The 14808-nt window shown below is 32.0% G+C and carries 14 protein-coding genes; 5 read left to right on the plus strand and 9 right to left on the minus strand.

Annotated features, from left to right (window positions below):
* Window positions 1–18: 18 nt before the first annotated feature.
* Window positions 19–1281, minus strand: a complete 1263-nt coding sequence (gene dacB, locus ROY99_06965; protein ID MDT3696119.1) for a D-alanyl-D-alanine carboxypeptidase/D-alanyl-D-alanine-endopeptidase — start codon at window positions 1279–1281, stop codon at window positions 19–21.
* A gap of 130 nt (window positions 1282–1411) precedes the next feature.
* Between dacB and ROY99_06970 the strand changes: the two genes are divergently transcribed.
* Window positions 1412–2272, plus strand: a complete 861-nt coding sequence (locus tag ROY99_06970) for a TIGR00730 family Rossman fold protein (GenBank protein MDT3696120.1) — start codon at window positions 1412–1414, stop codon at window positions 2270–2272.
* Window positions 2273–2302: 30 nt separating this feature from the next.
* Window positions 2303–2932, plus strand: coding sequence for a class I SAM-dependent methyltransferase (locus tag ROY99_06975; protein MDT3696121.1), 630 nt, complete (start codon window positions 2303–2305; stop codon window positions 2930–2932).
* A 65-nt stretch (window positions 2933–2997) separates the two neighbouring features.
* On the opposite strand, the gene rpsU is transcribed toward ROY99_06975, so the two are convergent.
* The 6 genes from rpsU to ROY99_07005 form a co-directional block, all read right to left on the minus strand.
* Window positions 2998–3192, minus strand: a complete 195-nt coding sequence (rpsU, locus tag ROY99_06980; GenBank protein MDT3696122.1) for a 30S ribosomal protein S21 — start codon at window positions 3190–3192, stop codon at window positions 2998–3000.
* Entirely contained in the window at window positions 3193–3603 is a 411-nt protein-coding gene (locus ROY99_06985) for a hypothetical protein (protein MDT3696123.1), read from the minus strand. It lies immediately after the preceding gene.
* A 74-nt stretch (window positions 3604–3677) separates the two neighbouring features.
* Window positions 3678–4133 (minus strand): universal stress protein, encoded by a 456-nt coding sequence (locus ROY99_06990; protein MDT3696124.1) that lies wholly within the window; start codon window positions 4131–4133, stop codon window positions 3678–3680.
* 18 nt (window positions 4134–4151) lie between these two features.
* Window positions 4152–4985, minus strand: a complete 834-nt coding sequence (locus ROY99_06995) for a hypothetical protein (GenBank protein ID MDT3696125.1) — start codon at window positions 4983–4985, stop codon at window positions 4152–4154.
* The gene (locus tag ROY99_07000; GenBank protein MDT3696126.1) at window positions 4982–5584 is read right to left on the minus strand and encodes a sigma-70 family RNA polymerase sigma factor; all 603 of its coding nucleotides are present in this window, start codon (window positions 5582–5584) and stop codon (window positions 4982–4984) included. Before ROY99_07000 ends, ROY99_06995 begins: the two co-directional genes overlap by 4 nt.
* 64 nt (window positions 5585–5648) lie before the next feature.
* A complete protein-coding gene (locus ROY99_07005) occupies window positions 5649–7103 on the minus strand; it encodes a M14 family zinc carboxypeptidase (protein MDT3696127.1) in 1455 nt (484 codons plus the stop codon).
* A gap of 56 nt (window positions 7104–7159) precedes the next feature.
* On the opposite strand from ROY99_07005, the gene ROY99_07010 reads away from it, so the two are divergent.
* The gene (locus tag ROY99_07010) at window positions 7160–7699 is read left to right on the plus strand and encodes a thioredoxin family protein (GenBank protein MDT3696128.1); all 540 of its coding nucleotides are present in this window, start codon (window positions 7160–7162) and stop codon (window positions 7697–7699) included.
* Between the two features lie 5 nt (window positions 7700–7704).
* On the opposite strand, the gene ROY99_07015 is transcribed toward ROY99_07010, so the two are convergent.
* On the minus strand, window positions 7705–8358 hold the full coding sequence (locus ROY99_07015; protein MDT3696129.1) for a hypothetical protein: 654 nt from the start codon (window positions 8356–8358) through the stop codon (window positions 7705–7707).
* Between the two features lie 182 nt (window positions 8359–8540).
* Here ROY99_07015 and ROY99_07020 point away from each other — a divergent pair, with 182 nt between their 5' ends.
* Both ROY99_07020 and ROY99_07025 read left to right on the plus strand, forming a co-directional pair.
* Window positions 8541–11678 (plus strand): PD-(D/E)XK nuclease family protein, encoded by a 3138-nt coding sequence (locus ROY99_07020; GenBank protein MDT3696130.1) that lies wholly within the window; start codon window positions 8541–8543, stop codon window positions 11676–11678.
* 71 nt (window positions 11679–11749) lie between these two features.
* Window positions 11750–13708, plus strand: coding sequence for a M1 family aminopeptidase (locus tag ROY99_07025; GenBank protein MDT3696131.1), 1959 nt, complete (start codon window positions 11750–11752; stop codon window positions 13706–13708).
* A 108-nt stretch (window positions 13709–13816) separates the two neighbouring features.
* On the opposite strand, the gene lepB is transcribed toward ROY99_07025, so the two are convergent.
* Window positions 13817–14737 (minus strand): signal peptidase I, encoded by a 921-nt coding sequence (gene lepB, locus ROY99_07030; protein MDT3696132.1) that lies wholly within the window; start codon window positions 14735–14737, stop codon window positions 13817–13819.
* Window positions 14738–14808: the final 71 nt, after the last annotated feature.

Genomic DNA, 14808 nt, shown 5'->3' on the forward strand with positions numbered 1-14808 from the left:
ATTTTTTATCAGCTCCGGTTATTGATCGGAGCTGTTAATATTAAGTTCCGAGAGAACATCTACAATTTGATCTTGAATGTCTCTGTAATATCCCCAACCGCCTTTTGTAAACTCAAACATAATTGTAACTATATAATCTTCACCATCTGGAGCAGTAAAATATCCTGCAAGCCCTGAAACACCGTTTAGTGTACCAGTTTTACCTCGAAAATTATTTTCTGCAAATGTCCCAGTCATTCGCCCTCTAAGTGTTCCATCTACACCAGCAATGCTAAGTGAATTATAAAATGCATCGAAATGATTGAGATCAAAGTACATTTTTTCCAGCACACCGTTAACTGATAAAGGAGTTACTTTATCAGAGCGTGATATTCCGGAGCCATCAACGATTTCTGTCCCGTTAAAATATATATTGTTATCTTTAACAAACTTTTGTATTGATTGCTGAGAATAGAAAGAATTACCTTGTTCTCCGGTCGCTTCAGCTCCCAGAGTTTTAAATAAACACTCAGCCAAAAAGTTATCGCTGTGTTTATTTATCAATGCGATTAATTCATTAAGAAAGATTGACTTTTGAGAGATAAGAATTGATTTATCAGGAGTTTTACCTTTCTGAGGATTTCCGCCAACTTCAATACTATTTTCTTTTAATTTTGTAAAAAGCCGGTTAGCTGCAAATAACGCAGGATCTTTTGCCATTTCAGTAACATACCTGAATCTTCTCCTCATCTTTTTTCGGGTAACTGTTTTGTTTCTATCCAATACTAATGCAGATATAGGAGGAAGTTTTATGTTTGAACCCTCACCTTCAATCCAGTCTTCACGGGTATAAATATTATCCAGATAGGTATCATCACCAATTATATTTCCGGTTATCTTATTAATTCCTTTACTGCTCAATTCATTAACCATTTCCTGCAGATCAAAATCGCTGAATGTAGAATTTCCATACCCTTTTATATAAAGATTTCCATTGATTACTTTATCAGAAATATTTGTATCATCGGTAAGGAGTTTGGTTGATAACTGATGTTCTTCTCCCATTATTGTAAGAGCTACGGCAGTTGTAAATAGTTTTGTTAATGAGGCGGGTGTCATCTGTTTTTTTTCGTTAACAGAAAAAATAGTGTCCTGACTTAGCGGATTATAAACGATAATGCCGCTTATAGTATTTGCAGGGAGTGAAGCGAGTATTTTGTTGATTCTGTCAACCGCTTCTTCTTTAGAAATACAATAGAGCAGATTAGTCAACAGCAAAAAGAATAGTATTTTTCTCTTCATATCTTACTAAAAAAAATTATATTTGCACGTTAATTTAAAAGCAAAATCCATGTTTTCTTTACAAATATAAAGATAAAGATTTCTGGATTTTATATCTCAGCAAAATCATTATTAATAAAGAAGGTAATTGATGGCAAAAATATCAAAGTCGGTAAAGGCATATCAGAACAGTGATTTCATGTCTTCTTCAGATGGCAGAACAATAAGATTGATTGCAGAATATCTTGAGCCTCAGGCAAGATTTAAGAAACATAAAATAATGGATACTATAGTGTTTTTTGGTTCAGCCAGATTAAAATCAAAAAAAGAAGCACTGACAGACTTTAATAAGATTAAAAATGCTAATCCTAAATCAACACCTAATTTTGCAAAAGAATTACGAAAAGCACAACAAGGTCTGGAAATGTCGCGCTATTATGAAGATGCAGTTGAGTTGTCAAAAAGATTAACTCAATGGTCTATGAATCTTGAAACAAGCGCAAACAGATTTATTGTTTGTACTGGTGGCGGACCTGGAATTATGGAGGCTGCAAATAAAGGTGCTAAAAAAGCCGGCGGCTATTCGGTTGGATTAAATATCAGCATTCCGTTTGAACAATTTGTTAATCGCTATGTTACTAAAGAATTAAGTTTTGAATTTCACTACTTCTTTATGAGAAAATTCTGGTTCGCATATCTTTCAAAAGCTTTTATAGTTTTTCCCGGTGGATTTGGAACATTTGATGAACTGTTTGAAATTTTAACTTTAGTTCAAACTGAAAAGATCAGAAAAAAATTAGCTGTGGTAATTTATGATGAAAAGTACTGGAAAAGTGTTGTAAACTTTAACGCATTGATTGAAAATGGTTTAATAAGTGAAGCTGATCTTAAACTATTTCACTTTTGCAACGATATAGATACAGCATTCAAAATTGTAAAAGAACATCTTGAAAGAAATTTCTTAAAGGAAAAAGAACCAGCAGTAATTGAACCAAGAATCCATATAGGATAAAGATATTTACATTGTAATTATTGGTAGAAAATGGCAAGGACTAAACCTTTTGAGAATTATGTTGGTGAATATGAAGAGTGGTTTAATAAATTTAAATTTATTTTTGAATCTGAACTGAATGCCGTAAATCATTTTATTCCAAAAGATAGAAAAGGTATTGAAATTGGTATTGGAACAGGAAGATTTGCAATTCCGTTAGGTATAAGAGAAGGGGTAGAACCTTCAGAAAGTATGAGAGAATTCTCATTGAAAAAGGGTTTGAAGGTTTATAATGGTATAGCTGAGAACCTGCCTTTAGATAATGACAGTTATGATTTTATTTTAATGGTAACTACAATCTGTTTTATTGATGATGTTAGAAAAGCATTTTTTGAAGTGAAAAGAGTTGTAAAGTCCGGGGGTTACTTTATTATTGGCTTTATTGATAAAGGCAGTCCGCTTGGTAAAACTTATGAGAGTTTTAAAAACTCGGATAAGTTTTATAATCAAGCAACTTTCTACACTGCTGATGAAATAAGATTACTATTGGAGGAAACCGGATTTATAAATATTCATTTTGTTCAAACAATATTTGGAGAGTTATCAGAAATAAAAAGCATTCAACATTATAAATCTGGATACGGGGAAGGCGGTTTTGTTGTAATTAAGGCTGAGAAATGATTTTTTAATAGAGTGAATTAAACAGAAAAAAAAAGTCTCACATATTGTGAGACTTTAAACTAAAATTAGATCATCTGATTTTCGGGACGCTGAGCACGCCTCTGAGCTTTTATTCTTTCCATTCTTTTCTTAATAGAAGGTTTAACAAAAAATGTTCTCTTCTTATATTCTTTAAGCACACCAGAGCGTTCATATTTTTTCTTAAAACGTCTAAGAGCTTTATCAATGGATTCGTTATCGCCTATTTGAATACCGACCAATTATATCACCTCGCTTTGTTCTTCCTGGTCTGTTTGTGGTTTATTATATGATTCAACTAATTTTTTATTACCAGATTTCTGAAACTCCACAGAAATCGATTTTTGTCCGTTTGAAAGAACTTCTTTGGATACTACTTTACCAAAGTCATTCCAGTTTTCATGAAAAATTGTTTGTCCGATTTCGTAACTGTTTTTCGGTGAATAGGTAACACAATCTTCATTTTCAATCCCATCGAGTGAAATCTTTTGTACAACAACATCTTCGGTCATATCAATAACCATAGTTTGTTTACATTTTTTACATTTTGCCCAGCGCTTATTATCTTCACCGGCAACTTCACCCGTCAATTCCATCTTTCGAACAGTACCACATATACTGCAGAAAGCCTCTACATTTTTAATTTTTGCCATAATACACCTACTAATCAATTATGCGAGTATCAAAATTATCAAAATCTACCTGATAATGCAAGAATTTTGACACATTAAGTTTTTGAAGGCGGAGTAGTGACTAAAACCGGTATTTTTGAGTATCTAATCACTTTTTCTGCAACACTTCCCAGCAAAGTATGTAAAATTCCGGTCCTTCCATGCGTAGCGATAACAATTATATCAATCTTTTTTTCCTGTGAGTATTTGATAATTTCTTCATAATCGATGCCTTTGCGAATAACTGATATTATTTCAAATTCTCCATGTTTTTTAATTTTCTTGATACATTCATCAAGATGTGCTTGTGCATCGGCATTAATTGACTTTATAATTTTATCTCTTGAGAGATCTAAAGACCTTATTGCAAGAATTGGAGGGATTTTTTCTAGCACATGCAGTACATGCAGTTTTGCTCCATATTGCTTTGTAAGATTAATTGCATACTCTGACGCAGTTAATGATGTTTTGCTGAAATCAGTTGGGAGTAAAATATTTTTGATCTTAAACATATAGTGAACCTCATTTGTTTATTGGCTGCAAAAAAATTTTTTAATTGTATCAGAGCTACTGTTTGAAACAACCGCACAAATATTTGATTCTATTTTTGTTAAAACTGAAACACGATTATCTGATACTTTTATATAGCAATTCCCCTCATCAAGATATTTTATGAAATCATCATTAAGTGTGATAATATGGTTATCATATAGATAAGACTCATCTATCTGATATATATATACCAGTTCATTATTCTCTCCTGTGTAAACAAGATTAGCAAAATTTTTTCCGTGTTCTTCAGATATAAAAGCTCCTGATAATATCCACTTTGGAATTTCAGGAACAATAGCATTGTAATTAACTGCTTTATCATGAAAGAATTTTAAAACTTCTTTAAAGTCTGAAGTGTTTATCTGAAGATCCAACTTTCCCTGAAGAATCAGATTAAAATTATTCTGCGCCTGAACGAGCAGATTATTCTCTCCAACCTGCTCAATATCAAAATCCTTTTTTTCAACAAAGTCAGCTCTATTCATAACTATCAGCGCAATTGCGAAAACAATAACTAACGCAGTAGCAAATACAAAGGCAGGTTTTTCAAATATATATGAACGGGATTTATTAGCTGACTTATAAACATTTAATCCTGAATTGGTGTGTTTTAAGATTCTTTTACGGACATTTGTTGGAGCTTCATATTTAATTACATTTTCTTTTACCAAACTTTTAACCAATAGCTGAACTTTATACTCAATTGCAAAATCACTTTCAGCTTCAATTTTCTTTTCTACTTCTTCGATAAGCTCATCTTTTATTTCTCCATCAACAAAAGCTGCAATATGATCTTTTTTTATTTCAGTCATATTGTAGCTCCAGGATTTTTCAGATTGTCTTTTTCTGCAGAATATTTTTTTAATTTAACAAAAAATATTTTTCTTGCACGATATAATCTCGATCTGACAGTTCCAACAGGTACATCAACAAAATCAGCAATTTCATCGTAATTTTGTCCGAGAATATCTTTTAAAATGATTACAATTCTGAAATCATAAGGTAAGGATGAAATTATTTTCGAAAGTTCATCCTTCCGAAGGTTATAATTTTCTACTTTCAGGATATAATCTTGAGTAAGTGATGGCTTGATACTTTCATATAATTTTTCAATTTCTTCATAATTAACCTCATCGGATTTTTTTGTTTTCTTCCAGTAAATACTTGTATAAGTATTTCGCATAATTCTGAATAACCATGCTTTGCAGCCGATTCTTTCATCAAGTTTTTCCCAAAACCAATATGCCCTCCTGAACGTTTCGATAAGCAAATCACTACCATAGCTGCTGTTTCCTGTTATTCTACATGCAAAATCATATAATTCATCTATATGCGGAATAGCTTTGCGTTGAAATTCTTCATTAAGTTTTTTCTCTTCGGAGGTTATTTTTGTAAACGGAAAAGCGAGCATAATTTACCAATTGCTTCTGATTATTTTTTGTAATTATAAAAATATAAGTTCACTAATCAAAGATTCATTTTATAATAAGACCATTACCTTCGGGTTTTCTATCATCATCAATTTTATATAAAAAACCATTTATTACTATGTATTCAATTTTATCATCCTTTTTGATTACGAAATTTGCAATTTCACCAATATTGATTGTAGTATCAATTTTGTTTTTTAATGCAATGTTTAATAAGGATTCAGAAAACTTTTCATCGGGCAGCTTGTTCACAAGAACTGTAGAATATCCTTTTGAGTAAAACTCATTGCAGTCAAGCTTTTTTAATTCCTTTAATGAATACACTTTTTTATCATATACTTTTGCTCGTTCGATCGAATATCCATTAAAATCATGATCCTCATAAGCATAAAAAACAGAAAGATCTCCAAGATCAGCAACCTGAGAGCGGTAGAAAATTTTATTTTTTTTCAACATCTCAAATTCATCACGATTAACAGCGATATCAACTTTAATTTTTTCCTTCCCGATATACATCGTAAGGTTTCTTAAAAGCATATCAAATATATATTCACCATTAAACGGAATTGAATCATAGATTCCTGGGCTTGTGTTAACATAACTTTCTTCAGCAATAGATTTAAACGCAGAAAGCAGAGCTATAAAATTTAATTTTCTGATAAACTGTTTTTCGGGATCATCTTTCCAGCCGCCGGATTCAATAAGAATTGTACTAGTACCCCATTTCTGAAAATTATCTCCGAATGCTCGTGGTTCATGTTCATCATCATACTTGGCAATATGACCGGGAATAAATTGTGAAAGAACATTGTACATATTTCCAATAAGTTTTACAGCGTTATTCCTAACGCTGTTAAATTCTTTTTGATGATTATATGCAGGTGCCAGAAAACTGATTGATGCTGTTTTGAAACTGTTTCCGACTGAGTATCTGTGTCCCTGATCGTGTAAGTTAAAACCAAAATCTGCTTTTAGGCTATCGAAAACGCTTTTTAGCACAATTGCTTCAGGACTTTGCTGCCTGATTGCATCACGATTCAAATCAATATCATAAAAATTCCTGCGTCTGAATCTTTCTGCTCCATCTGGATTTACCATCGGCAAGAAATAAAGCGTAACTTTTTCAAATAATGAATTACAAAAATCTTTGTTTGCAGAATCATTAATAAAATTAAAGATATCAAACAATGCTGCAGTTGCTGTAGGCTCATCACCATGCATTTGAGACCACATAAAAACTTTTATTTTTCCTTTACCGATGGTAATGAGATTCAGACTTCTTCCTTCAGCAGATTTTCCTACAATTTTAACCTTAAATCCGCTTTTATTTTTTAGTTTATTTATCAGCGGTACAATATCAGCATGTTTGAACCTTCTGTGAACAAGAGATTTTTCTTTGTATCGTTCGTAAGACTGATACAGATAATTTTCGAAATCATAATTTTGCGGCATAACTATTTCTGTTATTGTTATTAATAATATTATGAGGAATGTTTTCATTTTTAATATTTTTGACCAGTCAACTAAATGAATTTATATCTGAAGGAAAATTTACAATGCCTGATAACAAATTGAAAATAAATTCTTTTTTACCGCAGTTCAATTTAACCGGTACAGATGGAAAAATTTATTCATCTGAGGACTTTGCTGATAAAAATATTTTGGTTGTTGTGTTTAGCTGTAATCATTGCCCTTATGTGCAGGCTTATGAAGGACGAATGATAGATCTACAAAATGAATTCAAAGATAAAGGGGTTCAGATTGTTGCAATCAATTCAAATGATGATTATAAATATCCTGAAGACTCATTTGATGAGATGAAAAAGCGGGCTGATGAAAAACATTTTAACTTCCCTTATCTAAGAGATGAAACTCAGGAAATTGCTAAAGCATTCGGTGCATCACATACTCCGCAGATCTTTCTTTTTAATACCGAAAGGAGATTAAAATACGAAGGAAAGATTGATGATAATTGGCAGGAACCGGACAAAGTTCAGAATCATTATTTGCGTGATGCAATATCAGAGGTACTTTATGAAAAAGAGGTATCTGTTCCTGAAACCTTTTCAATCGGATGTACAATTAAATGGAAGTAAACGCGTTAATACATCAGCCCAAGATTTAGAGTAATAAAAAATCCCTGGATTTCTGTTTTCATTCTACCTTCAAGACTTTCGACTCCGCCATTCAAAATTTTTGAGTAGTAATATCTGATATTAATACCAATCAAACTGGATTTATCAAGTCCAAAGTTTGCGCCCAAACCGAAGTATCCACCGAGAGCGTACTTTGCCTGAGCTTTTCCGAATGAATTAAAAAACTCTTCTTTATAAGGTGTGGTAACAATAATTGTCGGACCAACACCAGCACTTAAATAAGGACGCAAATTATCAGCAATAGTATTTTCAAAAACTCTGTAATGAACGCCAACATTTATTGGTGCCTGAAAAACTCTGTTCTTTTTTCCAATAGTATGAACATTTCCCCAAAAATCAATGTATTCAAACTCCCGATCATCTTTTGTCTCTGCAAAAGAAATATCAACAAAGGCAGTCCATTTTAAATCAAGCTGCTTACGAAAGAAAGTTCCAAGTCCAAAACCAGCATCACCAATCATTATATCCACTCCCCATGCATTTAATGGGAAAACTTCAGGCAGCTTAGGCGGAGCTAATTCACCGATGTGTTGTGCAAAACTATTTTGTTGTGCAAACATCAATAATATAAAAGTAAAAAGTATCCCGATTCTTTTCATTCGCTTAATAATATTCTTATTTTTCTTATATTAAAATAATTATTGATTAGACAATATCAATGTATTTATATATCATTTTATCTTTTATTACAGATAAATGCAGATAAAATTCTGTTTATTAGTCTTTAAGATAAATAAATAAGAATTGTGTTTAGTTCTGAATTTTAAATTAAAAACAAAAAGTGATTTTAAGTAAAACTAAAACTGATGGTATTGATCCTGACTTGTTGATTGATGAATATATTCAGCAGCAAAAACTAAATCAGGTTTTAATAATTGTTCCGACTAACCGTAAGATACGATATCTAAAACGTGAACTTATAACAGCCTCACCAAATAAAGCTGTTTCTTTAATGCATCTCTATACACTTTCTACTTATACAGCAAAATTATTTTTTGAAAATGATCTTAAAAGAAATAAAGTACTTGGTGAAGCTTCCGGAGCTGTACTGCTAAACAGGGCTTTTGCTGAAACTGATCTGAAATATTTTTCAAGTTATATTGATGGTATTCCAAGTGGTACACTTGATAGAATTAAAAATGTTATTAATAAGTATAAACTTAATGGTATAAAACCAGAACAGCTTATAGAAGAATCTCATAAACTTTCAGGATCAGAAAAACTGAAAGCAGTTGACATTGCAAATGTGTACAATAAATATCTTCAATTATGTGTTAACCTTAATGTGTATGAAGATGGAGATGTTTATTCGGAACTGCTAAAATTTGATTTAAATAAATTTGAAGAAAGATTCAGAACTTTTTTCCCGGAAGTTAATCTCGTAATTGTAAATGGATTTGATGAGTTTACAATTCCAGAGATTGAAATAATCAACAACACAACAAATCTTAACGATCTGAAGCTATACGTGTTGTTTGATTATTATAATTATAATCCATCATTGTTTTCGCATCTTGATGAATGTTATAGAAATTTTTCTGTAAAAGGCTTTTCCGAAATAAAAGATACTTCACAGGCTGGTTTTACATTTTTCAGACAAGTATTAAGAGAAAAACTATTTACCCTTGCAGATAAAAGTCAAACCAGGAAGTCCGAAGTTGAAGTTATAAAAATAACCGGACAGACTCCTGAAGATGAGATTACACTTATAGCAAAAGAGATTAAATCGTTAATACTTGATCACAAAGCCGATGTTGGCTCAATTGCAGTAGCATTTAATCTAATTTCTGATCATTCAAATCTTATAAGAGATATTTTTACCCGGTATGGTATTCCTTTTAATCTGACAGACAGATTTCCGTTGAGTGAATCCCAACCTGTCATTTCTATTATAAATCTGCTTGAAATATCTGAGAATAATTTTTATTACAAAAATATTTTTCGTGCATTAACCGGAAGATGGATAAAAAATAACGAGATAGATCTTTCAAATCTGCTTAGAGTTTCATCAAACTTAAAGATCATTTCCGGCTATAATAACTGGATTGATCTGATTGACAGAGCATTGGAAGAATTAAAATTATCTGATGAAGATGATGAGAATAACTTATTACCTGCCGGTCTTTATACTAAGGCTAAAAGTGATATTGAAAAAATCTATGAGCTTGTTGGAAAATTCAGAGATAAAAAAACCATTTCAGAATTCAGGTCAGATTTTAAACAGCTTGTTTTTGATTTACATATTCCGGAAAGATTAGTCAATGATCATCCTGACTCAGTAGAGAAAAATGTTAAAGCAGTAACAACCTTGCTTCAAATATCCGATGAATTATTCAGCTTGCTTAGCCAGGAACTTGGTGACTTAACAAAATATCCGCTGGGATTTTTTATTTCACAATTAAAGACAGCTCTTCAGTTTACACGTTACAATATTAAAGAAAGACATTCAAGCGGAGTGCTTGTTACTTCAGTAAACGAGTTACGCGGTTTATACTTTGATAATGTTTTTATCGGCGGAATGGTTGATGGTGAATTTCCCACAAGATATCAGCCGGAGATTTTCTTTTCTGGTTCGTACAGAAAAGATGAGTATAAACATATACTTGAAGAAAGATATCATTTCTATCAAACATTATCATCTGTTAAGAAAAGAATTTATCTCAGTTATGCTAGAAACAGCGAGCGAAAAGAGTTTACACCTTCTTCGTTTTTAAATGATTTTACAAGAATTTTTAATCCAATTGAGAAAAGCACAATTGACTATGAATCATTGATTTATAGTAAAATGGAACTGCTGATGAAGGCTTCAACATTGATGAAAAAAGGTAAGGAGAATGTTTTATCTGATTCAGGTATTAATACTGAACAACTTAAACAAAGCATAGAAATTGAAAGAATAAGAAATGATGATCCGTTCGGTGAAAGTGAATATACAGGTTTTATTGGTGAATCATTAACTGATGAAGAAAAAAAGAAATTGCTCGAACAAAAAGAAAAACAATTTTCTGCATCTCAGTTAGAAGAATATGCAAAATGTCCGTTTCAATATTTTCTTAAGAGAATTCTCTTGCTGGAAACCATCGAAGAACCAAGTGAAGAAATCGAAGCTTTTGAGCTTGGCAGTTTGGTTCATTCAATCTTATATGAATTTTATAAAACTATTAAAGAGAAAAATATTTTACTTAAAAATTGTAACGACAAAACATTCAAGATTGCTGAAAAAATTATTTTTGAAGTTGCTGGAAAAAAAGTTGATAGATTAAATCTTCAATCAACACCGGCATTTTTTGAAAGAGAAAAAATATTTGGAATTGCTGGTAACAAACAAAACTCCATTCTTTATAGGTTTTTAGAAACTGAGCGCAATAATGAAGGTAGTTATATCCCTCAATACTTTGAAATTGCATTTGGAAGCTTTAATAAATCAGTGCCCGAATATGAAGTGAATGTTAAAGACGTTAAAATAAGAGGCAAGATTGACAGAATTGATCTGGATGAAGAGAATGAAAAGTATAAAGTAATTGATTATAAATTAAGCGGAAAAAAACCAACAAAACCTGATCTTGAATCGGGTATATCTCTTCAACTGCCAATTTATCTTTACGCTTCCAGAGTTTTGATTCAGGCTCAGTTGAATAAAGAATTAATTCCTGCTCAGGCAGTTATTTATTCTTTAAAACTTAAAAAAGGAGAATTTGGTGAAAAGATTATTCATATTTCCAACAAACGAAATATTGAAGAGAACGAACTGATCGAATCAAACAAAGAATTAATCAGGATTTGTAATGAGGTGATTCCGCTTTATGTAGATAAGATATCCAAAGGGATATTCAATCTTTCATCTCTGGAAAACAGAGAAAGCAAAGTATGCAAATATTGTGATTTCAGATCCATTTGCAGAATTCAGGAAGTTAATTGATAAATTGTAGTGTTGAATTATATTCGCACTAATTATTTTAGTAAATAATAAATAAAAATTCAGGAACTAATATGAAAAACTTAATCGTAGCTGTTTTGATGCTTGTAACACAATTTGCTTTTGCACAAAGTGGTAAAGAAAGTTGTATCCTTGGTAAGACAGCACAATTCAATCGCTTAAAGAAATTAGCGGAAATAAATTATCCAGGCGATCCCAAGTATGATGTAAAATATTACAAACTCGATCTTACTATAAATCATACACTGCAGACTATTTCCGGAAACATAACCTGTAACGCAAAAGTGGTACAATCTAATGTAACAGAAATTTATTACGATTTTATAAACTCAATGATTGTAGATTCTGTTTTGTTTAATGGGAACAGTGCTTCTTTTTCAAGAGGAACAAACACAGTTATTATTCAGACAAATACAACATTAAACCAGGATGATGATTTTACAACAATTGTTTATTACCACGGAACACCGGCTTCAGGTGGTTTTGGAAGTTTTAAATTTAGTTCACAGGGCGGTAATCCTTTAATTTGGTCTTTAAGCGAGCCATACGGTGCAAAAGATTGGTGGGTTGTTAAAGATACTCCTGGAGATAAAGCAGATTCAGCTGATATCTGGCTTACAGTAAGCACATCTTTAACCCCAGTTTCAAATGGTAATTTAATTGATGTTGTGAATAACGGAAACGGCACACACACATATAAATGGAATGTCAGCTATCCGATTGCACCATATTTAATATCATTGGCAATAACTAATTATGCACTTTACACAAACTATTATCATTACAGCCCTGCGGATTCTATGCCGGTTACTCATTATTTATATCCATCGAGTTTAAATGCAAATATCCCGCAATTGAATAAAACGCCGGGTATGATTGAAATTTTTGCTGAAAGGTTTGGAGAATATCCGTTTATTAATGAAAAATACGGACACGCACAATTTGGCTGGGGCGGGGGAATGGAACATCAGACAATTTCTTCAATGGTAGGTTTTGGCGATGGATTGATTGCTCATGAATTAGCGCATATGTGGTATGGTGATAACATAACTTGTAAAGATTGGCACCATATATGGCTTAATGAAGGCTTTGCAACAATGGGTGAGGGACTTATCTATGAAGCATGGAACGGAAAGTCTGCATACGATAACTATATTGCTGATGAAATGTATTTTGCAAAATTTGCAACCGGTACAATCTATGTGCAAAATATTTCTTCTGAATGGGAAATTTTTGATTCATACAGAACTTATTCAAAAGCTTGTGTAGTTCTGCATATGTTAAGAGGCATCGTTGGTGATTCAACATTTTTTAATATACTAAGAACTTATTCTTATCATCCGAGTGTTTCCTACGGTAATGCAGTTACAGAGGATTTTCAGGCAATAGCAGAAAGTGTTTCAGGACTGGATTTAAATTACTTCTTCCAACAATGGATTTATGGCGAAAACTTTCCAAAGTATTCGGTTGTATGGAGCAAAAACAGTCTTGGCGGTAATTTATATGATCTTGCATTAAAGATTACGCAGAATACAAATACAAATCCGTCTTTTTTTACAATGCCAATACAAATTAAAGTAAATTCATCTGTTGGAGATACAATAATTACAGTTTTTAATAATGCACAAGAACAAAATTTTAATGTAACAGTTGCAAATGAACCAACATCAATAACGATTGACCCTGGTAATTGGATATTAAAAAACATTAATTCTGTTGTTGTTGGAATTGAAGATGAAATACAACCACAAACATTTTTACTTGAACAGAATTATCCTAATCCGTTTAATCCGGCTACTAAAATAAAATTCAATCTTGCTTCAAATGAATATACCACATTAAAGGTATATGATATTATCGGGAAAGAGATTGCAACATTAATTAATAATCAGATGAACGAAGGGCAGTACGAAGTAACTTTTGATGCAAGTAATCTGCCAAGCGGAGTTTATATTTATACTCTTAATGCAGGCAGTTTTAATGAGACAAGAAAAATGATATTGATGAGATGATATAGAGTTTTATTATCAAAACTATCTTTGAATCGCTTTCATTTTTTACAACAAAAAAAATCCTGCGCTTAAAAAACGCAGGATTTTATTTTTAAATTCATTCTACTCTTAGTGAAGCAGTTTTAATATTCTATCAGGTCTGATTGAACCAAGTAATTTTATCGGTTGTGAAAACGGAATATCTCTATCCCACGAAAAGAGAGTAATAAAAGCTTCACCAATTACGGCATTACGGGGAACAAAGCCCCAAAATCTGCTATCCAGACTATCATCTCTGTTATCGCCCATCATAAAATAATAATCTTTCTTAAATGTATAAGAAGAAACCGGGATGTTGTCTATAACAACTGTATTGCCCTTAATCTCGACAACTCTTTTTCCAAATTCCCTGTCTATTGTTGTTCTCCATTGTTCGACATTATAGATATTTAATGGTATTATCATCCCTTTTTTCGGGACTACAAGCGGACCATAATTATCTTCATTCCAGGGCATTCCTTTTGGGAAGATTCTTGGTTCAACATAACCTTTTTGAATTGGTCTAAGATACTTGATATACGTAGGTCTCCAGAATTCCTTTCCATTTACATAGACAACTTTATCTTTTATTTCCACAGTATCACCGGGTATCCCGATACATCTTTTTACGTAGTTTACATTTTTCTGAGTTGGTTCAAGCTTATCGCGGTCACCGGGATATTCAAATACAACTATATCTTTTGGCTGTGGCTCTCTAAGAGCTGGCAATGTGAAATAAGGAAGTTTAATTTCGGTAAACCAAATATATTGAGGCGAACTTGAGCCGTAGATAAATTTATTAACAAGAACAAAATCACCGACAAGAATAGTGTTTTCCATTGAGCCCGTTGGGATTCTGGTATTTTGGACTATAAATGTTATAATAAAAAGTGCCGCTATTCCTGCAAAAGCCAGTTGACGAAAAAACTCCGCAATTTTACCTGCAAGTGTAGTTGGTTTTGGTCTTTCTTTTTTTCTAAACAGTTTCTTCAATTTTTCTAAAAAAGACAATTTATTCTCCTAAAAAGATTGTTCAAAAGTAAATTAAATGTTTATCCTAAAAATTAACACAATATTGAAAG

Source organism: Ignavibacterium sp., assembly GCA_032027145.1.
Lineage (GTDB): Bacteria > Bacteroidota > Ignavibacteria > Ignavibacteriales > Ignavibacteriaceae > IGN3.